Source organism: Verrucomicrobium spinosum DSM 4136 = JCM 18804 (genome assembly GCF_000172155.1).
Classification (GTDB): Bacteria; Verrucomicrobiota; Verrucomicrobiia; order Verrucomicrobiales; family Verrucomicrobiaceae; genus Verrucomicrobium; species Verrucomicrobium spinosum.
The window spans coordinates 3,895,726-3,915,754 of the sequence record NZ_ABIZ01000001.1; the positions used below are offsets into that span (position 1 = coordinate 3,895,726).

A 20,029-nucleotide genomic window follows, 5' to 3' on the forward strand; every position below is an offset into this window, starting at 1 on the left:
ACATCTCTTAACGATATGATTTTTCTACAGGGCACCGCTGTTTAAGCTGGGAGAGTGACCCACTCCCTTCCTCCTCAAGGCACTTTGGAAGCCCTCCGGGCCAAGTTTGCCCAGATTCATGATCCCCGCCAGGCTGGCAAAGTACGTCATCGCATTGATGAGGTGCTCATCATCGCTTTCTGTTCGACTCTCTGCGATGGCGAAAGCTATTTGGATATGGGGGATTTTGCCCAGAGCCAGCTGTCGTGGCTGCAAAGCTTTCTTCCTCTGAAGCATGGGGCTCCGTCCCACGACGTGTTTCGCAATGTGCTCATGGCCATACAACCGCAGGCCCTGCTTGAGGTGCTCACGGGCTGGTGTGGCGACCTTGAGGGCAGACATATTGCCATAGATGGCAAAGCTCTGCGCGGCACTCACAACGCTGAAACCGGCAGGCACTTGGTCCATTTACTACGGGCCTGGGTGGACGACTACCACCTCAGCGCCGGGCAGATCACCTGCCATGAGAAGAGCAACGAAATTGAGGCCATTCCCCGTCTGCTGGAAAGCCTGCAACTCAAAGGGGCCACCGTCACCATTGATGCCATGGGCACCCAAGCTCACATTGCCGAGCAAATCACCGGGGCAGGGGCCGATTATGTCCTGGCACTCAAGGCCAACCACCCAAGGGCTCATGAGACTGTAAGAAAGCACTTCACGGAAGCCGAGCGCCTGGACCTCAGCCCCTCCCACCATCGCAAAAGCGTGACGCTGGAACTCTCCCACGGGCGCTGTGAAAGACGTGAGTACACCATCACTGAGGAACTTGACTGGTACCACAAGAGCTGGAAATGGGCCGGACTGCAAAGCGTGGCACAGGTGCGCCGCCAGGTGCAGCGCAGCCACGATGGGCCGCCGTTGGAAGAGGTGCACTACTTCCTGTGCAGCTTCAAAGCCGATGTGGAACGCCTTGCCAAACTGGTGCGCGGACACTGGAGTGTTGAAAACCGCTGCCACTGGGTGCTGGATGTGACCTTCAATGAGGACCACTGCCAGGTGAGGGACCGCAACGCGGCCCACAACCTCACCATCCTGCGCGAAATGGTCATCCCCACCCTGCACCGGCACCCAGCAAAAGTCAGCCTGCGCAGGAAGCGCAAACTCGCCACCATGGACCCGGCCTTCAGGCTCCAAATGCTAGGCCTCCTTCATGCGTAAGCCCTGACCCCGTCCGGGGTGGCAACGTTTTTGGGCGCATGCCGGTCATGAGGTGCGTAGAGGGAGTGTGAGCTTGCAACCCATCGCAGAAAATATCTGGCTGCAGCACTTCCCGTTGTCGGTGCTGGGAACACAGCACGGACGCAATGTGACGATCATCCGCCTGTCATCTGGGAAGGTCGTGGTGCATTCCATGGCGCCGTTTACGGCCGATGATGTGGAGGGAATTCGGGCACTGGGACCGACGGAATGGCTGGTGGAGGCCATGCTGCTGCATGACACCTACGCCAGGGAAGGCCGTGCGGTATTTCCCGGTGTAAGTTTCTTGGGCCCTCCAGGATTTGAACCGGTGGTGGGCTTCCCAGTGAGTCCTCTCAGTCCGGCTCCCGACGAATGGGCAGGGGAACTGCTGGTGTTCCCGCTGGAGGGGGCTCCAAAGCTGGAGGAGCAAGTCATGCTGCATGTGCCCTCCCGAACGCTTATTGTTGCGGATCTGGTGTTCAACTTTGACCCGCACGAGAAAGGATGGGATCGCTTCTTCCATCGCTATCTTGCGGGCTTCAAGCGATACCCCGGCATGAGCCGGATCTTTCGTCTGTTTGTGAAAGACAAGGATCGTTTCCTCCAATCTTTGAGGCCGATCATCGCCGCCGATTTTGACCGGTTGGTGGTGGGGCACGGCACGTTGATCGAAACGGGGGCCAAGCAGAAGCTTGTGGAGGCGCTCCGGGATGCTGGCTTTGCGGTGGATTGAAGTTGTACTTGAACGTGCTGGTTGCTGATGCGAGAGCCTTTGCCCTCCTTTTCCGGAGGGGCCACCTCTCATCTCTTTAGCTCGTGTCATTGTCATCCCCTGGACCACGTTTCTCACCCATCGCACTCGCGGCCCTTGTTCGCTGGTTTCGCGCCTTGTGGTCTCGACTGAGCTGGCAGTTTAAGGGGGGCCCATTGGCAGGGCTGTTCGGACGCGGCGGGGGTGGGCAGTATCGAATGCCCCTCCGACATGACCAGACCGTCTCTGGAATCAGTGCGTATCCTCTGGCCGTTGAGATTGCGAAGGTAGGGACGTATCCGGCGCTGGTGAAGTCTGGTGCGGGCTACTTTTACGATGACGTGCTGGAGTATCGGGTCTGGATGCATCCCGAGCGTGGGGCTTCGTCGCTGGACGAGGAGGGGGGAGATTACTTCGTGGCCTTTGCCCAGCATGAGAAGGCGCTGGCATTCTCCAAGGCCAGCTCCGGCGCAGAGGAACCCTTGGTCTTGGTGCGGCAGATGGAATACATCGATGAATCTGAGGACGGCGTGTATGAAGCTGCCGTGGGCGAGCGGCTGACCGAATGGCGGGTGGAGTGGCTGGAGGGCTCCAGAAGGGCGGCTGACTCCATTGAAAAGTTTCTGCGGGACCATCGAAAGTGAGGGACTGCCCCGGAAGAGGCATCCATCCGCATCTGACGCCGGATCAGATGCTCCGCTGTAGAGGACTCAAACCACAGGGCGAGCCTTGAACTCCAACCAGCGTAAAACGTCGCTGGATCCGCACAAAATGGGTTGGGGTTCGAGTTGTTAAAAACGCCTGAAGGCAGAAAAAAGCGTGAACCGGAGGTCCGGTTCACGCTGAAGCGGTGTGCTGGAAGGAATCCAGCCGGTGGGACTACTCGACCAGACCGGCGAGGTTTTCTTTGCACCACTGGCCGTTTTGGCGGGTCACGCCGTCCGGATCACCGATGGCTTCATGGCACTCATCTTCACAGATGATCCAGCCTTCGAACTTACGGACCACGAGCCATTCCGTGATCTTGTGGAAGTCGAGCTTGCCGGTGCCCATCTTGGCCCAGGGCTCAGGACCGTTGCCGGAGAAGTCCTTGTAGTGGATGTGGTCCACGAGGTGGCTCCACTTGTCCAGCGTAGCGATGACGTCCATACCACCGCGGGCGATGTGGCCCACGTCCGGTGTCCAGCCGGTCACGGTGGGGTCCAGGCTGTTGATGATGACGTCATAGTCTTCCTGGGTGCGCACCACGGAGGAAGGGGGGCTGTTCGGGTGGAAGGAGCAGGAGATGCCCTGCTCGACGGCGCGACGGCTCACGGCATTGACATTCTTCACAAGGTTCAGACGACGCTCGTGGATGTTCTTCCGATTCGTCGGAAGGGGCACCGTGCAGAGTTTGGCACCGGGGAAATTCTTGAGAATGGCGATGGTGTCGTCCGCCTGCTTGCGCTCGTCGGCGGTTTCCGTCGCCTCATTCCAGCCGCAAACCAGGGCAATGCCGGCCAGTTCGACATTGTTCTTTTCCAGATGTTCCTTGAGCTTGGCGGGATCGGCCAGGTCGCCCATCCAGAAGTGCATGGGCTCGATGCCGGCAAATCCGCTCTCACCCGCCACCTTGATCATGTGGTCGAGCTTGTTGTTGTAGGCTTGTCCGGAGCCCTGCATGAACCAGGTGTAGACTTCGGAGCCGAACTTGATTTTGGCCATAAGGTCGTGTGCTGTTTGGTTAGGATGTTGGTGGCTGAGAAAGGTGAAAAAATTCCGCAGCGGAGAGCCTCTTGGCTAGCGGAATCCGGTCGCGAAGTCCAGCGGGAACTTGCCGTGTGTTTCAGTATGAAGCGGGCAGAAGGGGATCATTCAGCCGCTTTCTCAAAAAACAGGGTCAACTCGTGCCGGTTGTAGGTGAGGTGGGTCTGGGCAAAGAGCTTCAGCCCGGCGGCGTCCGCCTTGGCGACGATTTCGTCCCGCAACTGGAGCGGAGCGTCCACGGTCTCGACTTTGGGCAGCTTGAGGGTGAAGACGATGATGCCCTTCCTGCGGAGCTGGCGGGAGAGGCGAATGACCTGCCTGATGGATTCCTCAGGCTCACCGTTCATGTCATCGAGGATGGCGTCGTAGCGGTCATCTCGGGCAGGGCGGAACTCGGCCACGTCCATCTGGTGGAATACCAATGCGGGATTCTGAAACAAACGCCGGTCCAGAGGGGAGCGGTCCAGCGCTGTCACGCGAAACTCACGTACGAGCAGTTCGGAGGTCATCCCGCCAGGGCAAGCCCCGAGTTCGAGCCAGTGGCTGCCAGCAGGGAGCGGGGGGCGGTATAGCTTCAGATAGTGCAGGGCCTCGGCGATCTTGGCTCCGGCCCGGCTGATGGTGTCCGGGGTGTCCTTGGCGACATAGAGGCTGCCGCCGGCATAAAAGCCGTTCGCAGATTGCGGGGTGGAGATGCCGCAGAAGAGCCCCTCCTTGCCCACCAGGCAGAAAAGAGTGGGGGCCTGGCTGTCCTGATCCTCCACGCTCTTCGCTCTCATCGCCGGGAAAAGCTGGAGGGCGCGACCGCGGAGGTTCGAGGCCAGACTCTTGTAGTAGGGATCAGGAGAACCGGGGTTGAGCTGGCCGATGAGCAACTGCTGGGGGCTGCGGGGCCCGAATTTCTTGACGAGAGTCTGGGCCGCCTTTTCCACGAACCCTTCCATCTTGGCAGGGTGGCAGGGCCAGGAGTGTTCCAGCGGAATGTTCCAGCGGGCGAGCACGGATGCAGGACTCTGCCGGATCGCCTCAGGCGTGGCGGTCTTGATGGAGTAGAAATCTGCGCCCAGCCGGGTGTGGGTGTTGGCTCCGAAACGCGCCAGGACCTGCTCTGCCACGGGGGCAAACACTTCTGAAATCCGCACCAGCCACGGTTGTGAGGTGGCGGCAGGAGTGAGAGCGGAGTTGGCAGCGGAATCAACAGGAGACATGGGCAGGGGTGACGATGCCGATGGGTGGGGGGGTGGTCAATGTCAAACGGGTGGGCCGTGAGGCTGGGCTGAAGGCCCAAACTTAAATCAGCCCCCACAGCGGGTCTGACGCGATTGACCAAAAAGGTGAAATCCAATTCGACACCGGGGGCCCGTCTGGGTAGCTTGCCGGGCAATTCCGCCATCTTCCGCCCATGTTGCGATGCTTAGCCCTTGCGGTACTCCTGGCACTGCCAATCTCTTTGGGAAGTTGTGCGTCCTCCGGCCACTCGCGGGAACTCACCAATAAGGAAGCGCAGACCTTCCTCAAGCATGTGCAGATCTGGGTGATGTCTCCCAAGCAAGGGCGGGTCTCCATCCTGCGCCCCCCTGCGGGAGCGGAAGTGGATGCTTCACTGGCGGTACCGATCAGCAGCGATGGGTATCTGCTGGCGACGGCCCACGGGATACCTGCCCACGGGGTGGTGCTGACACTTCGCGATGGGGAAAACCGGCCTGTGTACATTTCTCTTCTGGATGGCAGGGGGCCTGCCGAATTTCAGGTGCTGATCGCGGGTAATGACGTGGCCGGGGCAGCGGCGTCAACGCGTACCATGGCGGTGAAGCTCAAGGAAAAACGTCTGCGGGTGGTGAAGCGATTCTACGCCAGCGACCTCGTCCTGTTGAAGGCGCCGTTTAGGACTCCCTCGTATGTGAAGGTTCTTTCATCGGTCCCGGTGCCGGATGAGCCGGTGTATTTTCCCTCGAACCCCGTGCTGGGAGAGGCCAATGCTCTCGTTCTTTGCCCACTGGACCGCGTGGCCATCACAAGTGTCAGCTCCTGGTTTATTGCCGTGGAGCATGCCGCCCGCCAAGGCTACAGCGGCACGCCGATGATGAATCAGGATGGGGAGCTGATTGCGCTGGGGGTGAAGAGCTCGCTTTCCAGCAAACATCCGGTGCTATGGGGTTCCGGGATCTCGAAAGAGACGCTGGATGAAGCGATGGCGGCTGACCGGCGTCATTCGCGGGGGTGAGGGGGCGATAGTGCCCTCTGAAAAACGACAAGCACGCCAAGAACAACGTCCCTGGCGTGCCAGCGTAAGGTTTCGAGCTGGCGTTACTCGCGGGACCAGGCCAGCAAGTCGAGAGCAGCCTTCTTGATCTCGGCCTGCTTGGCAGAGTCCAGGTCTGCCAGCAAGGGCAACTGAGGCCCGGTGGCGGCAATGCCCGCGAGGTCCACCGCGTGATGAAGCACCTGGATGGGGTTGTAACCGTTGCGGAGGTCTTCCAGCGCGAGGAAGCCCTTGCGAATGGTCTCCGCCTTTTCAATGTCGCCCGCCTTCAGGGCCTCCAGCATCTGCTGGGAGCGGTTCGGAGCGACGCAGACGCAGCCGGCGGTGTAGGCGTGCACGCCGAACTTGGTCCAGTGAATGATGGCTGGCTGCTCCCCGATGCCGCTGACCAGGAGTTCGCGAGGCACCTCATTGGAGATGGCCTCAAGGAGGGGATCTACGGCGGGGTTGTCACGCACCACGGCGTACTTGATCCAGGAGATCGCTCCGGCTTCCACGAGGGACTTCACCACATCCACGGTCACGTAGCCTTCGTCCTTCACGTAGAGCACGGCCGGGCGGCCAAATTTTTCCACGAACCGCAGAACTGCGGCGCGCACGCCATCGGGCTTGGAGACGGCGGTGGTGGGGAGGATCATCGCGGTGGGGAACTGCTTGCGCGCCAGGATGGCGGCCTGATCCATCATGGTGCCAAAGTAGGGCCCCACAGCGGGGATGATGAGGGAGTTGGCTCCAGCAACCTCGGCCAGCTGGTCGAGCACTTCCTCGTATTCGCCCAGAGAGATGTTGTAGAAGTTGGCGTTGCCGCCATACAGAAAGATATCCACGCCGCCGTTCTCGATGTGGCGGATGAGTTTGGTGTTCTCGGCTGCGCTCACTTTGAAGTTGGCGTCCCGACAGAGCGGGGGCACGGAGATGACGGAGCGCTGAAGGTCAGAAGGCGTGAACGTGGTTTGCATGGGAAAGAAACAGGGGTGCTAGGTTGGAGATGATTGCGGTGGGGCGCAATGAGCAAAAGTGGACTGCTAGTGGATGCGGGGCTCCGGGGTCGGCGTGCCCGTGTGGTGGAGGAAACGGAAGTCGCAGCCTTCGTTGGCCTGGGTCACCTCGTTGAGGAAGAGGTGGAGGTACCCTCGATCCACCTTGCGCTTCGGTGCCTGCCATTCTGCTCGGCGGGCGGCCAGTTCCTCATCGCTCACCTCCAGGGTCAGGGTGCGATCAGGCACGTTCAGGGAGATGATGTCCCCGTCCCGCACGAAGGCTAATGGACCGCCCACGGCGCTCTCTGGGGCGACATGGAGGATGCAAGCACCGTAGCTGGTGCCACTCATGCGGGCATCGCTGAGGCGCAGCACATCGCGTACGCCTGCCTCGAGCAATTTTTTGGGCAGCGGGAGCATGCCCCACTCCGGCATGCCGGGTGCGCCCACCGGGCCGGCGCTCTGGAGCACCATCACGGAATCGGCGGTGATGGGCAGGTCGGGATCGTCCAACCGGGCGGCGAGGTCTTCGTAGTCCTTGAACACGACCGCCGGTCCGGAGTGCGTCCAGAAGCGTTGCTCCATGGCGCTGTGTTTGATCACGGCTCCATCAGGGCAGAGATTCCCGGTAAGCACAGCGGTTCCGCCCTCGGGTGACAGGGCCTGATCACGTGGCCTGATCACCTCTGTATTGTGGATCACGGCATCGGCCACGTTTTCCCCCAGCGTCTTGCCATTTACTGTGAGGCACCCTGGATTCAGGATGTCGGTGAGCTGGTTTAACAGGGCGGGCAGGCCCCCAGCAAAGTAGAAATCCTCCATGAGGAAGCGGCCGGCCGGCCGCAGGTCGGCCAGACGCGGGGTGATGCGGGAGACGGCATCGAATTCACTCAGCGGCAGCTTGATGCCGGCGCGACCGGCCATGGCGATGAGATGCACGATGGCATTGGTGCTCCCTCCCACGGCCATATCCGCCACGATGGCGTTGTGGAAGGCTTCCTTGGTCAGGAACTTGGCGGGGTTGAGGTCGTTCCAGGCGTTCTCCACGATCTGGCGCCCGGAGGCGGCGGCCATGCGCCAGTGGCGGGCGTCGCTGGCGGGGATGCTGGAGGCTCCTGGCAGGGAGAGTCCAAGGGTCTCGGTGATGGCCGTCATGGTGGCGGCGGTGCCCATGGTCATGCAGTGACCGTGGGAACGGGCGATGCCGTCTTCGATCTCACACCAGTCGTCCTGGGTAATGTTGCCCGCACGCAGCTCGGCCCAGTACTTCCAGGCATCGGTGCCGCTGCCCAGAGTCTGATCGCGCCATTGGCCGCGCAGCATGGGGCCACCCGGCACGAAAATAAAGGGCATGTCAGCACTGAGCGCTCCCATGATGAGGGCGGGGGTCGTCTTGTCACAGGCACCCAGGAGCACGGCCCCGTCCACCGGATGGCAGCGCAGCACCTCCTCTGCTTCCATCGCCAGGAGGTTGCGATAGAGCATGGTGGTGGGCTTCATGAAGTTCTCGCTGAGCGAGAGCACGGGAATCTCGATCGGCATGCCGCCAGCCTGGAGGACCCCCTTTTTGACGTTTTCTGCCAGCACCTTGAAGTGCAAATGGCAGGGATTGATCTCCGACCAGGTATTGAGGATGGCGATCACCGGCTTGCCCTGCCAGTCTTCCGGTCCCAATCCGAGCTGTCTGGCCCGGGAGCGGTGGCCAAAGGAGCGGAGATCATTGGGGCCAAACCAACGGTAGGAGCGGAGCTGATCAGGAGTACGACGGGTGGGCATGGGGATGGAGGATGGCGGGAACGGCGGGCGAGTCAAACGACCGGAAAAACCAAACGCTGACTGACGCTTCAAGCTTGCCACGATCCTTCCGCTGCATGTAAACAGGGCCGCATGGTACTGGAGTCAAAGTCATGTGTGGTCACCGGAGCGGCGCGAGGCATCGGTCTGGCTCTGTGCAAGGCGCTGGTGGAAAAAGGGGCCAAGGTGGTGATGGCGGATATGGATGCCGCCGCACTGGAGTTGGCCGCTGCCAATCTGGGGGCAGCGGTGCTTCCCGTGGTGTGTGATGTGAGGCAGGCGGAGTCTGTGGCGGAGGCCGGGAGAAGGGCACAGTTGGCGTACGGTGCCGTGGATGTGTGGATCAACAATGCTGGCCTGGCCCGGCATCGGTGGATCACTGACTACACTGAGGCCGAAATCGACCTCATGCTGGATGTGAACCTGAAGGGCACGATCCTGGGCTCCCAGGAGGCTCTGCGGCGGATGATTCCGGCGCGGCGGGGGCACATCGTGAATATCATCTCGACTGCCAGCTTGCGCGGCATCCCCTCTGAGACCGTGTACTGCGCCGCAAAGTGGGGCGTACGTGGCTTCACCCAAGGTATGCAGGAGGAGGCCGGTGCTCACGGCATTCGGGTAACGGCTCTGCTGCCCGGCGGTGTGGATACCGCATTTTGGGACGGGGCCTCAGATCGCAAGGCCCCCGTGGAGAAGTTCCTGAGCCCCGCTCAGGTGGCGGAGGCTACCCTCAAGATGCTGGAAATGGATGACTGGTGCGTGCCGCGGGAACTCGTGCTGCGGGCGATGGCGGATTCGGACTTTTCAGTTCAGCCCTAGGTTCGAGATTTTTAACTGCATGCAGCATGCAACATTAAAGGTGCGAGGTAATATCTAACCCTTTCGCCTGTAGATTCTGCTCATTGAGCCGCAGCCGGGCGAATATTCCTAATTGAGAGCGGAAGCTCTGCTAGGGAGGCGGCAGAATCGCATGACCGCACCCTCCCCATTTCGCACCGTGGAGTTCTCAGACCCGGCTTTCACCGGCCCGGGGCTGCGCTTTGCCACTGTGAAAAGCAACGCTCTAAAACGACGTGCGGATGTGGCCCTCTTTACCCCACAGGGGTACATGCCCAAGAGCCTCCCTCTCGTGATTCTGCTGCATGGCGTGTATGGCAGTCATTGGGCCTGGGCGCTGAAGGGCGGGGCCCACCGGGTGCTCCAGAGGCTGGTGAGCCGGGATGAGGTGCCACCCATGATGCTCGCCATGCCCTCAGATGGACTCTGGGGCGATGGCTCAGGCTATCTGGCGCACCAGGAGGCGGACTATGCCTCCTGGATCGTCGATGAGGTGCCAGCGGTGGCCGCCCTGTTGGCACCTCAGGTGGAGGGGGCGCCTCAGTTCATCGCGGGACTCTCCATGGGTGGCTACGGAGCGATGCGGCTGGGGGCCCTGAATTCCAAAAGGTTTCGTGGAATAAGTGCACACAGCAGCATCACCGACTATCGGCAGACGCAGGAGTTTGTGGAAGAGCCATTGCACGAGGTCAAGCTGAAGCCGGGTGAGGTGACTTGTGTGGCGGAAGCGATCCGGATGAACCGGGCTCACCTGCCCGCGTTGCGCTTTGACTGTGGCACGGACGACCCTTTGATCTCGCACAACCGGAAACTTCATGAGACCCTGCGGGACGAGGGCATCCCGCACCACTACCAGGAGTATCCCGGTGGACACACCTGGCGGTACTGGAGCACCCATCTGGCGGAGACGCTGCGTTTTTTTGGCGGTTTGGTCAGGTGAAAAGTTCCAGTTGCACCTAGATCCCGACCTCAAGTGAGGCGGTTCGAATCTCTTCTGGTGAGCTCTCCGGTCGGTTGAGCACTTGGATCAGATTCCGCACCTCAGGGCTGCCGATCCCGGGTTCCTTAAACAGAGGGTGCTGAAGGAGATCGGTGATGGAGGGGCGCAGCTGGGGATCGGGATGGAGCATCTGGTTGATGAGCCGGTCCAACGTGCCGACACCCAGACCGAGAAGATTGCCCGAGCCATCGGTGCCCAGGGGGCGGGCGGTATGGTCAGAATCGGTGCCGAACTGCAAAACTTCATTGTACACCTGCTGCTGATAGTTGGGGTCCTCCTTGCTCAAGGTCGCAAAGAGGTGCTGATTGCCATGGAAGAGCTGGAAAGCGGTGATGCCCAGAGCCCAGGTGTCAGACTTTCCGGTGACCACGAAGCCTTCCTCCTCGCCGGGCAAGGGTGCTCCGGACTCAATGGCACGGGACGACGCTAGGACCTCCGGTGCCAGGTGCAGGGTGTTATCGATGGGCTTCCCCTGGAATCGCTGCGAGGTGCCCTGGAGGGAGAATCCGAAGTCGGCCACCTTGGCGCGACCGTCCTCACCCACCAGGAAGTTTTCCGGCTTGATGTCGAGGTGCAGCATGCCTCGGGTCTCCTGAACGTGTTGCATGCCTTGCAGCATGTCGCGCAGCAGGGTCAACCGGGCGAGGTTGGCGGACTCTGGGGTGATGTGGCCGCGGTCCTCGGCCTCCGTGATGCGGGTGCCGACCTTGGCGACGTCTCCCCCGGGGGCCAGTTCCATGGCCAGGAAGACAAGCCCGTTGGGGGAGAGAAAGGCTCCTTTGTACCCCACAATGTTGGGATGGCCCGCACCATGGGCGAGCTGGTGGCTGCGCGCCTCCCGGGCGGAGATCTCAAAGAAGGGCTGGGCGGTCTCCTCATCCAGCATCGGCATGTTCGCGATGGTGGGGTACTTCAGCACGATGCGTTCTGTCTTCTCCACCTCCTTCCCGTCCTCGACTTCCGTCCAGCGGGCTTCGTAGAGGTCCACGATGCCGAGGTCCCCGTGGTTCAAGTAGTCAACGCGATGATAAATGCGGCCGTTGAGCACGCAAGTCTCCGGATCCACCATGTGATTGGAGAGCTGGCTCACCGCGGCTGTGTAGGCCTTGTTGATGAAGAGCTGCACCCGATATGGGGCCGTGTCAAATGAGGCTCCCAGAGCATCCCGCCCGTCGCCAAGGGTGGTGGCGAGCGCGCGGTGCAGGTCTTGTTTGAAGGTGGGTCCTTTGGAGGTGATGAAGCCGAGTTGCTGATCCTCCGTCAGCTGACGAAGGTCCCGGGCCATGAGTTCACCCAGCGTCTTGGAGAGATGTTCAAGTGCGTCATCGTCGCGATTGGCGACGGCTTCCTGAAGGAGTCGTCCCAGGCTCTGGAAGGTGTCCGACTGAAGGGTCTCCCGTGAAACATGCTTGAAGCTGGATTCTTCCAATAGGGGAGGCGCGTCCTGGCCAAGCACCACATCAGTGTGCGGTGTCACTTGATGTGATTGCTGGCGGAAGGCCTCTGCGGCGGAGTCAAAACCGGTGCGCTCGTGTGTGGTGACGTGCTTGAGCCGGTCGCGAGAGAAGCTCTGGATCTCCTGGTTGATTCCGCCCTGGGCGTTCATGCGGTCAGGATCCTCACCGAGTTTTGCAAAGAAGATCTCCTGCTTGGCCGTGGCAAACTCATCGCCCCTTTCCACATGCGTGGGTCGAAGGCGGCCACCCGCATCCTGGAGTTGCTTGTCCAGAGGTTGGTAGTTCTCCAACGGCACGAGTTGCCGGTGGGCCTCGGCTAGGCGGAGGTTGAGCTCGTTGTTGGTGCCCTGAGGATTGGCGCCCTCCAGGTGCAGCTTCAGGGAGCGGAGGGTTTCCACCCTGTGCTCAACGGGGGCACCTTCATGCTCCTGTTCTTGCAACATCACGGCAAGCCGGTCAGCCTCTTCGAGGTGCCTGCAGGGCAGGGTCTGGATCTCACTTTCCACGAACCGGATCATCTCCGCGACGGGGCCGGCATCGCCATGACCTTCGCCCCCGCGATGCTGTTGAATGATCTCCAACTTGACCTTTAGCTGGTTCAATACTGGAAGAAGCTCCGTGTCTGGAGCGCCCTGGGACTTGAGCTGGTGGTATTGTTCCCCCAGTCGGATGGCGGCCTTGTGATTGCTGCCGATCGCAGGATCTGGGGCGAGATGGTTGTTGATCCGGAGGGCCAGGCGCAGTACCCCGTCCTTGAGATTCGCATAGCGGGAGGCCCGGCCGATCGCGGTCTTGATGCCCACGCGGCTCAGCAGATTTTCGGTGGAGACTCGGTCCCCGCCCAGGCGGGTGTTGATGCTGTCCACTACGGTCTGCTGGGAGGCGCGGGCCGTGCCATTAGGGCTGATCTTGATGCCGCCCGGCTGGTCCTGCTGGGGGGCATGGCCTGGATTGAGATGCTGCTGCGACTGGGTTCGGGTGACGTTCATAGCGATGGCAGTGGGTGAAGGCGCGTGTGTCTTCTACTCAGCCTTTGTGGCTATGGCGGTTACACCGTGGAGGATTTGCTGGACTTGCTGGTGGGGGCGGGTGTTAGCACCTGACGAAGAAATCTCCCGGTGGGGCTGGCCTTGTTGGCGGCCAGCTTTTCCGGGGTGCCTTCAGCCACGATCATGCCGCCCTCACTGCCCCCACCGGGGCCGAGGTCGATGACCCAGTCGGCACACTTGATGACGTCCAGATTGTGCTCGATGACGATGAGGGTGTTGCCCGCGTCGCGGAGTTTTGTGAGCACTCCCAGCAGCGTCTGAATATCCGCAAAGTGGAGTCCAGTGGTGGGCTCATCCAGCAGGTAGAGGGTGCGCCCGGTGGCTTTTTTCGCCAGTTCTGCGGCGAGTTTCACGCGCTGGGCTTCGCCGCCAGAGAGGGTGGCCCCGCTCTGGCCGAGCTTCACATAGCCCAGACCGACCTGTTCCAGCGCATGCAGCTTGGGGAAGATGTTGGGCTGACGGTCAAAGAAGCGGCAGGCCTCGGCCACGGTCATCTCCAGCACCTCGGAGATGCTGCGCCCTTTGTAGGTGATCTCCAGGGTCTCTGCATTGTAACGGCGGCCCTGACACTGATCGCACGTGACCTGCACGTCGCTGAGGAAGTGCATGTCAATCGTGAGCACACCATCTCCGCCACACTTCTCACAACGGCCCCCGGCGACGTTGAAGCTGAAGCGGCTGGAGTCATACCCGCGAACCCGGGCGGAGGGGAGCTGGGCAAAGAGATCCCGGATGGGCGTGAAGGCCCCGGCATAGGTGGCGGGGTTGGAGCGCGGACTGCGGCCGATGGGAGACTGGTCGATGACCACCACCTTGTCCACGCCATGCAGCCCGGAGAGATGGTCATGCTCACCGGGCTCGTCCTTGGCGTTGTAGAAGTGCCGCATGAGGGCGCGCCGCAGAATGGCATCTACCAGGGAGGACTTCCCGCTGCCGGAGGGGCCGGTCACGCAAACGAAACTGCCGAGGGGGAAGGAGACGGTGACGTTCCGCAGATTGTGCTCCCGGGCACCGTGGATGGTGATGCAGTCTGGCTCGTCCCGATGGGAGGCGGATTCATCCACGAGGAGTTGTTTCTGCGATCCGCGCCAGGGGATGCGGGTGCGGGGCACCGGAATGGAGATGCGGTGGTCCAGATAGGCTCCTGTGGTGGAGTGCTCATTCCGCATGACCTGGGCGGGGGTGCCCTCTGCGATGATACGGCCTCCCAGCGGCCCGGCACCGGGACCCAGCTCGATGATCCAGTCCGCGGCCCGCATGGTGTCCTCATCATGCTCGACAACGAGCACGGAGTTGCCCAGATCCCGCAGACGCTTGAGCGTGCCGATGAGGCGCTCGTTGTCGGCCGGGTGGAGGCCGATGCTGGGCTCATCCAACACATAGAGGACGCCCGCGAGACCGGCCCCTATCTGAGTGGCCAGGCGGATGCGCTGGGCCTCGCCGCCGGAGAGGCTGCCGCTCTCCCGATCCAGTGAAAGATAGCCGAGGCCCACTTGATCCAGGAAGTCCAGACGCTTGAGGATCTCCTTTTGAAGTTCCTCGCAGTAGGTGCGCTGTAGATCGGTCAGCACCAGTTCTCTCACCCAGGGGATCGCATCGCGGATGGCCAAGCGGGTGATGTCATGAATGTTGAGCTGGGGCCGCGGTGTCGTGGCTGCGGTACCCAGCAGTACGGCCAGCACCTCCGGGCGCAGGCGGCGGCCTTGACAGGTCTTGCACGGCAGCGGGTTCATGAAACGAGCCAGCATGGACCGCAGCTTGTCCGTCCTGGTCTCTGCGTACATGCGCTCCACCTGCGGTACCAGGCCTTCAAAAGGTTTGGCCAGACTGCGTTTGTTCCCATCGAGCTTCCAGCCAGTGGGTACGGCTGTTTTGCCCGTACCCTGGAAGAGGGCTTCCTTGAAGGCAGCCGGTAGTTTTTTAAACGGCGTGTTCATATCGGCGCCGAAGTGTCCGGCCAGGCCCTCCACGGCGCGGTCATGCAGGGCTTTCAGACGCGGTTGCCGCGTCCACCATGTCTTCACCGCCCCTTCCGCCAGGGTTTTGGACTCGTCTGGCACGAGCAGATGCGGGTCCGCCGCCATGAGGGCTCCCACACCTTCACAGGCGGGACAGGCTCCCAGGTGGGTGTTGAACGAGAAGTGCTTGGGGGTGAAGTCTTCCAGCACCAGCCCCGTCTCGGGGTTGGCATAGGCGGTGGTGAAGGTGCGGACCTCCCCGGCCTCGCCTGGACCGGTGAGAAAGCGCACCTCTCGCGGGTTCCATTTGAGCGCTGTTTCGAGCGCCTCCATGAGGCGGGTGCGTACGCCTTCCCGGATGACGAGCCGATCCACCACGATCTCGATGGAATGGGGCTCGGCCCGGGGTGTGCGGAGTTTCTCATCCAGCTCCAGGATCTCGCCATCCAGCCGCACACGGACGAATCCCTGGCGCTGTAGTTTCTCAAAGAGGCCGCGGAAGTCGCCTTTCTCGTGATCGACGGCGGGTGCCAGGACGATGGCCCGGGTTCCTTCAGGCAGGGTCAGGATCTCCTCGGCGATCTCGGCGGAGGTCATTTTCCGCAGGCGCACGCCCGTGGTGGGATCGTGCGGCTGCCCGGCGGCTGCGTAGAGGACGCGCAGGTAGTCGTAGATTTCAGTGACGGTCGCGATCGTGGAGCGGGGATTGTGCGCCACGGTGCGCTGCTCGATGGCCACGGCAGGTGACAGGCCGTCAATGAAGTCCACATCCGGCTTGTCGAGCTGGTCCAGGAACTGCCGTGCATAGGCGGAGAGGCTCTGCACATAGCGGCGCTGGCCCTCGGCGTAGAGTGTATCGAACGCCAGGGAGGACTTGCCGGAACCGCTGACTCCGGTGAGCACCACAAGCTGGCCTCGGGGGATGTCCACATCCACATTGCGCAGGTTGTGCTGCCGGGCACCCCGCACGCGGATGATGTTTTCTGCTACAGGGCGGGAATTCATGGGGCAGGGGATTGTCAACATCCACCGGAAGGGGGGCGGCATCAAGGCACAGTGCCGGGCGGGAGGTCAAAAAGTTCTGAAATATCGGCGCAACCTTCTCAAACACCGTGTGTTTACGATGTCCATGTCCACCCTGACCTTGCGAACCGTCCCAGCCTTACTAGCTTGGAACATGCCGGAATGGACTCCGACACCCGCAACACCCCAACCTGCCGTGGATGCCTCCGCGGACGAGGAGAGTGTGCGACTGATGCTCAGGGTGAAGGAAGGAGACATGCGGGCTTTTGAACAACTGGTGGAGATGCATCAGCGTGCCGTGATCGGCACCGTGGCCCGGATGCTGAACAACATGGACGATGCGCACGACATCGCGCAGCAGGTCTTTGTGCGAGTGTGGCGCTCCGCCGCCCGCTACGAGCCCAGTGCGAAATTCACCACCTGGCTCTTTACGATTGCGCGGAATCTCGTCTTCAATGAGATGCGGCGTCGTGGGCGGAAGAAGGAGGTCTCCATGGAGGAGGATCAGGAGGAACACCATCGGGAGCATGCCACCTCACCCAGGCAGAATCCTGACAATGTGGTCGCCCAGGGGGAAATGGAGACCGCAATCGACCGTGCCATCCAAAGCCTGCCGGAAAAGCAACGCCTGGCAGTGAGCCTGCGCAAAGATGCGGACATGCCCTATGAAGAGATCTGCGAGATCCTCGGCATGTCTCTCTCGGCCGTGAAGAGCCTGCTCTTCCGCGCAAGAAACGAACTCAAGGAGAAGCTGTCAGCCTTTCTGGACGAGTCCTGAACGGCAAATTTCACCAGCTCTCTGTCGGGTGACGTGACTGGATCGTGACACGCGGTGGCTGCTGGGGGGAATAATTCTGTTGGCAACCTGTCCGTGCGTGTGGCACCTCAGAAGTGATGCCCACGTCCCCCCTGCCAAGCATCCCGGCGGCCTCTGAGTCTGCTGACGCCCAACCCAAGAAGCATCCGGCACTGTCGGAGCAGATCGGGGCGGTCTTGTTGTCGATGGGGGAGCGGTCCATCCGCCTGCGGGACATCATTGAGGTGCTGCATGGCGGCACCTATCTGATGCTGCTGATCCTGCTGGCACTGCCTTTCTGCATGCCCATACCTCTGCTAGGGCTCTCTACGCCCTTTGGCGCGGTCATTGCCATCATTGGCCTGCGTCTGGCGCTGAGGAAAGAACCGTGGCTGCCAGACCGGGTGTTGAATGTGGAGCTCTCCCCGAAGATGGCGGGTCGCATCCTCGGGGCCAGTCAGAAGGCGGTGCGTGGCCTGGAGAAGATGCTCCGTGTGCGGTGGTCGGTGCTGGTGGATCCACCGGTGTTCCAGCACTTGTACGGTGCCATCATCTTCGCGTGTGGGTGTCTGCTCCTGCTGCCGCTGCCCATTCCCTTTAGCAATGTGCTGCCAGCCGTCCCTGTGATCCTTCTCTCCGGAGCCTTGCTGGAAAGGGATGGCAAATTCGCCGTCGGTGGTCTCGCCATGTTTCTGATCAACCTGGCCTTCTTTGGTGCGATCTTCCTGGGCGGCGGCGTGGTGATCAGCTGGCTGGAATCCTGGTTCAGCGGCATCTACGATCCCGAGGAACCTCTCACGCCTGCCTTGGAAGAGATTCTGGAGCAGGGGGTTGCCCCCTAGAACCGGAGTGGCAGATCGACTGGTGCGTCTCGAAACGCGCCAGCGTCTTGGAGTACGGTGGCTCGACACCGTTTTCGCGAGCTTGTGGCACTTGGTCCTTCCAAGTGGCCTTCTTCAGCCGGTGGTGTCGATCCGTCAGAGGCAGTGGGCGTGAGGATGACATCCCTGGGGTAATGGTCCACCCTGACACACTGCCTCCAGGTGATGTGGATCGTTTGTTGAACTCCCTTGGAGTTCTATTGAGTTTGCATCGCTACCCCGGGGTGGCGACGGCTTCGCGGTCTGACCCCGGGGCATTTTGTCTCACGCCGTTGGCGTGAATCTTCTATCAACAGCTGCAAACGCCAGCTGCCAAGCCGAGGAGCGACCTTTTTCGACCAGTTACACCCCCACCCATGTCTGCTTCTCACTGCTCTGCAGGATGGCCTCGCAGAGCTTCACCTCATGGTGGCCGTCATCGGCGGTGGCGTAGAGCACCGGAGTGGTCTTGCCACTGGCAATGTGCTCGTACACGGCGCGGTAGTGCATTTTGTGCCCATCCGGGAAGCCCTCGGCATGGCCGCCAGGGTTGTCGGTGAAGTTCGCCACATCTTTGTCGAATCCGGCGGTGTTACGGGTGAGAACCTGATTGGGTTGGTCGCGATACCCGGCCTGGATTTCGTTGGGCTGCTGGAACTCCCACTGCACGCTGCCTTTGGTGCCGTAGATGCCCATGTAGAGGCTGCACTTCCAGCCCGCGGCCACCTGGGAGATGGCGCAGTTCGCATGCGTGCCGGACACATGACCATGATCAGCGTCGCCGAACTTCAGCAGCACGCTGCCGAAGTCCTCGGTATCCACTTCATACGGGACCATATTGGCGGGATCGACCTGGGAGGTGAAGGTCTGCACCTCGCCGGTGGGCCGGTAGCGCGTTTTGTGAAAGGTTTCCAGTGTGGCAAAGACGGACTCCGCCCGGGCCCCGAGGATAAAGGAAACGGCGTCGATCCAGTGCGTGCCGATGTCGCCCACGGCCCGCAGTTTGCCGCCCTCGCTGGAGAGCACACGCCAGTTGTAGTCCGTCTCCTTGAGCAGCCAGTCCTGAAAGAAATGCCCCTGCACGTGGATAATGCGGCCGAGCTCACCGCGCTGCACCATGGCGCGCATCTGGAGGATGGCCGGGTAGAAGCGGCAGAGATAGTTCACGGCAAAGACGCGATCGCTGGCGGCTGCGGCGGCCACCACTTTGGCGGTCTCCTCCGTGGTCATGCCGAGGGGTTTCTCACACACCACATGCTTGCCCGCGGCGAGAGCTGCCAGCGACTGCTCCACATGCACGCGGTTGGGAGAGGTGATGTGCACGACGTCCACATTGGGGGAGTGGATCAGGCTCTGGTAGTCGTAGTCACCGTACACCTCGGGGACACCCCATTGATCCGCCAGAGCCCGGGTGCCCTTGGTGGAGCCGCTGATCGCGGTGATCTGGACGCCCAGGCGTTTCAGGGCCTCGATATGGACGGGGGCGATGAAACCGGTGCCAATGATGCCAGCGCGGAGGTGATGCAGAGGAAGGGGCATGGGTGGAAGGGAGCGAGGAAAAAAGTGAGGGACAGTCGGGAGGCGGGGATTCAATCGGATTCAGGGACTCCGGGCAAGCTCCAAGCGCTTATGGCCGGGGCGGGGTCTCTGGGACGGGAAGAAACTGGACGGCATCTGCCACCACCACCTTGGTGGGATCGGTGCCCTCGGTGCTGATCCGTACGAAGCCGGACTTCCCTGCGGTGAATTCAAAGACGCCCAGACTGCGAAAGAGCCGGTCATGGGCTGGCTCTTCCTGCTGATTGATCCGAACGAGGGTGTCACCCCCGGCATGGTGGATGGTCACCGGGGTGTTGGTCGCACGGCGGACGTTGTAACAATGGGCGACTCGCACCTCATACCGACCCGCCTTGGGCAGATCCGGGGTGAAGGTGACGGACTTGGTGCCTTTGCCCGCCTTCATGTCGTGGAGGTAGCCCAGGCCGATGAAGGGTGGGGTATGGGTGGAGTACTGCCAGTCGCCCACCAGTTCGGCGGCGGTCTCATCCACCACGATGCCCGGGAGTTTGGAGGGATCAGACACGATGAATGGCACCAGCTCTGGTCGATCCACCTCGCCCGGAGCATGGATGTTTGCCACGGCCTTGGGGTGGGGTTTCAAGGTGGGAGGTGGCGGGTCGGCATGGCTCAGGCCCAGCAGGAGCAGGAACGGGGATCCCGCCCTGAGGGTGAGGGGCCAGCGCCGCAGGGTGGCGGGATGAGATGAAGGTCTCGGGCGGGGCACTCCAACGATACGC

General features: G+C 61.6%; 16 protein-coding genes. 8 read left to right on the forward strand and 8 right to left on the reverse strand.

Annotated elements, in window-relative coordinates; all coding sequences use genetic code 11:
- Nucleotides 1–54: 54 nt before the first annotated feature.
- The 3 genes from VSP_RS15690 to VSP_RS15700 all read left to right on the forward strand — a co-directional run bounded on the left by VSP_RS15690 (nt 55) and on the right by VSP_RS15700 (nt 2,613).
- On the forward strand, nt 55–1,197 hold the full coding sequence (locus VSP_RS15690; RefSeq protein ID WP_053332344.1) for an ISAs1-like element ISVsp7 family transposase: 1,143 nt from the start codon (nt 55–57) through the stop codon (nt 1,195–1,197).
- A 73-nt stretch (nt 1,198–1,270) separates the two neighbouring features.
- Nucleotides 1,271–1,951: an MBL fold metallo-hydrolase gene (locus VSP_RS15695; protein WP_156346184.1), complete on the forward strand. Its 681-nt coding sequence runs from the start codon at nt 1,271–1,273 to the stop codon at nt 1,949–1,951.
- Between the two features lie 236 nt (nt 1,952–2,187).
- On the forward strand, nt 2,188–2,613 hold the full coding sequence (locus tag VSP_RS15700) for a hypothetical protein (RefSeq protein WP_009961828.1): 426 nt from the start codon (nt 2,188–2,190) through the stop codon (nt 2,611–2,613).
- A gap of 235 nt (nt 2,614–2,848) precedes the next feature.
- Here VSP_RS15700 and VSP_RS15705 read toward each other — a convergent pair whose 3' ends face one another.
- Nucleotides 2,849–3,673, reverse strand: coding sequence for a sugar phosphate isomerase/epimerase family protein (locus VSP_RS15705; protein ID WP_009961829.1), 825 nt, complete (start codon nt 3,671–3,673; stop codon nt 2,849–2,851).
- Nucleotides 3,674–3,819: 146 nt separating this feature from the next.
- Nucleotides 3,820–4,923, reverse strand: coding sequence for an SAM-dependent methyltransferase (locus VSP_RS15710; protein WP_009961830.1), 1,104 nt, complete (start codon nt 4,921–4,923; stop codon nt 3,820–3,822).
- A 194-nt stretch (nt 4,924–5,117) separates the two neighbouring features.
- Between VSP_RS15710 and VSP_RS15715 the strand changes: the two genes are divergently transcribed.
- A complete protein-coding gene (locus VSP_RS15715; protein ID WP_044133566.1) occupies nt 5,118–5,939 on the forward strand; it encodes a S1 family serine peptidase in 822 nt (273 codons plus the stop codon).
- 83 nt (nt 5,940–6,022) lie between these two features.
- Here the strand turns inward: VSP_RS15715 and VSP_RS15720 are convergent, their stop codons facing one another.
- Complete coding sequence (locus tag VSP_RS15720; protein ID WP_009961832.1) at nt 6,023–6,937, reverse strand: dihydrodipicolinate synthase family protein; 915 nt, start codon at nt 6,935–6,937, stop codon at nt 6,023–6,025.
- A 66-nt stretch (nt 6,938–7,003) separates the two neighbouring features.
- Complete coding sequence (gene araD / locus VSP_RS15725) at nt 7,004–8,734, reverse strand: L-arabinonate dehydratase (protein ID WP_009961833.1); 1,731 nt, start codon at nt 8,732–8,734, stop codon at nt 7,004–7,006.
- Between the two features lie 111 nt (nt 8,735–8,845).
- Here araD and VSP_RS35700 point away from each other — a divergent pair, with 111 nt between their 5' ends.
- Both VSP_RS35700 and VSP_RS15735 read left to right on the forward strand, forming a co-directional pair.
- Complete coding sequence (locus VSP_RS35700) at nt 8,846–9,571, forward strand: SDR family oxidoreductase (RefSeq protein WP_009961834.1); 726 nt, start codon at nt 8,846–8,848, stop codon at nt 9,569–9,571.
- A gap of 151 nt (nt 9,572–9,722) precedes the next feature.
- A complete protein-coding gene (locus VSP_RS15735) occupies nt 9,723–10,529 on the forward strand; it encodes an alpha/beta hydrolase (RefSeq protein WP_009961835.1) in 807 nt (268 codons plus the stop codon).
- A gap of 16 nt (nt 10,530–10,545) precedes the next feature.
- On the opposite strand, the gene VSP_RS15740 is transcribed toward VSP_RS15735, so the two are convergent.
- Nucleotides 10,546–13,035 carry a protein kinase domain-containing protein gene (locus VSP_RS15740; protein WP_009961836.1) on the reverse strand — a complete coding sequence of 830 codons (2,490 nt, stop codon included), beginning with the start codon at nt 13,033–13,035 and terminating at the stop codon, nt 10,546–10,548.
- Nucleotides 13,036–13,094: 59 nt separating this feature from the next.
- On the reverse strand, nt 13,095–16,058 hold the full coding sequence (uvrA, locus tag VSP_RS15745; protein WP_009961838.1) for an excinuclease ABC subunit UvrA: 2,964 nt from the start codon (nt 16,056–16,058) through the stop codon (nt 13,095–13,097).
- A gap of 124 nt (nt 16,059–16,182) precedes the next feature.
- On the opposite strand from uvrA, the gene VSP_RS15750 reads away from it, so the two are divergent.
- Entirely contained in the window at nt 16,183–16,854 is a 672-nt protein-coding gene (locus tag VSP_RS15750) for an RNA polymerase sigma factor (RefSeq protein ID WP_232289571.1), read from the forward strand.
- Nucleotides 16,855–16,970: 116 nt separating this feature from the next.
- Nucleotides 16,971–17,714 carry an exopolysaccharide biosynthesis protein gene (locus VSP_RS35705; RefSeq protein ID WP_009961840.1) on the forward strand — a complete coding sequence of 248 codons (744 nt, stop codon included), beginning with the start codon at nt 16,971–16,973 and terminating at the stop codon, nt 17,712–17,714.
- Between the two features lie 381 nt (nt 17,715–18,095).
- On the opposite strand, the gene VSP_RS15760 is transcribed toward VSP_RS35705, so the two are convergent.
- Nucleotides 18,096–19,271, reverse strand: coding sequence for a Gfo/Idh/MocA family protein (locus VSP_RS15760; RefSeq protein WP_009961841.1), 1,176 nt, complete (start codon nt 19,269–19,271; stop codon nt 18,096–18,098).
- An 88-nt stretch (nt 19,272–19,359) separates the two neighbouring features.
- Nucleotides 19,360–20,016, reverse strand: a complete 657-nt coding sequence (locus tag VSP_RS15765) for a golvesin C-terminal-like domain-containing protein (RefSeq protein WP_009961842.1) — start codon at nt 20,014–20,016, stop codon at nt 19,360–19,362.
- Nucleotides 20,017–20,029: the final 13 nt, after the last annotated feature.

What these genes read in the sequence shown, in the direction of transcription:
- VSP_RS15700 (WP_009961828.1), top strand. Translation starts at nt 2,188, where the DNA reads ATGCCCCTCCGACATGACCAGACCGTCTCTGGAATCAGTGCGTATCCT.
- VSP_RS15705 (WP_009961829.1), bottom strand. Translation starts at nt 3,673, where the DNA reads ATGGCCAAAATCAAGTTCGGCTCCGAAGTCTACACCTGGTTCATGCAG.
- VSP_RS15710 (WP_009961830.1), bottom strand. Translation starts at nt 4,923, where the DNA reads ATGTCTCCTGTTGATTCCGCTGCCAACTCCGCTCTCACTCCTGCCGCC.
- VSP_RS15715 (WP_044133566.1), top strand. Translation starts at nt 5,118, where the DNA reads ATGTTGCGATGCTTAGCCCTTGCGGTACTCCTGGCACTGCCAATCTCT.
- VSP_RS15720 (WP_009961832.1), bottom strand. Translation starts at nt 6,937, where the DNA reads ATGCAAACCACGTTCACGCCTTCTGACCTTCAGCGCTCCGTCATCTCC.
- araD (WP_009961833.1), bottom strand. Translation starts at nt 8,734, where the DNA reads ATGCCCACCCGTCGTACTCCTGATCAGCTCCGCTCCTACCGTTGGTTT.
- VSP_RS35700 (WP_009961834.1), top strand. Translation starts at nt 8,846, where the DNA reads ATGGTACTGGAGTCAAAGTCATGTGTGGTCACCGGAGCGGCGCGAGGC.
- VSP_RS15735 (WP_009961835.1), top strand. Translation starts at nt 9,723, where the DNA reads ATGACCGCACCCTCCCCATTTCGCACCGTGGAGTTCTCAGACCCGGCT.
- VSP_RS15740 (WP_009961836.1), bottom strand. Translation starts at nt 13,035, where the DNA reads ATGAACGTCACCCGAACCCAGTCGCAGCAGCATCTCAATCCAGGCCAT.
- uvrA (WP_009961838.1), bottom strand. Translation starts at nt 16,058, where the DNA reads ATGAATTCCCGCCCTGTAGCAGAAAACATCATCCGCGTGCGGGGTGCC.
- VSP_RS15750 (WP_232289571.1), top strand. Translation starts at nt 16,183, where the DNA reads ATGTCCACCCTGACCTTGCGAACCGTCCCAGCCTTACTAGCTTGGAAC.
- VSP_RS35705 (WP_009961840.1), top strand. Translation starts at nt 16,971, where the DNA reads ATGCCCACGTCCCCCCTGCCAAGCATCCCGGCGGCCTCTGAGTCTGCT.
- VSP_RS15760 (WP_009961841.1), bottom strand. Translation starts at nt 19,271, where the DNA reads ATGCCCCTTCCTCTGCATCACCTCCGCGCTGGCATCATTGGCACCGGT.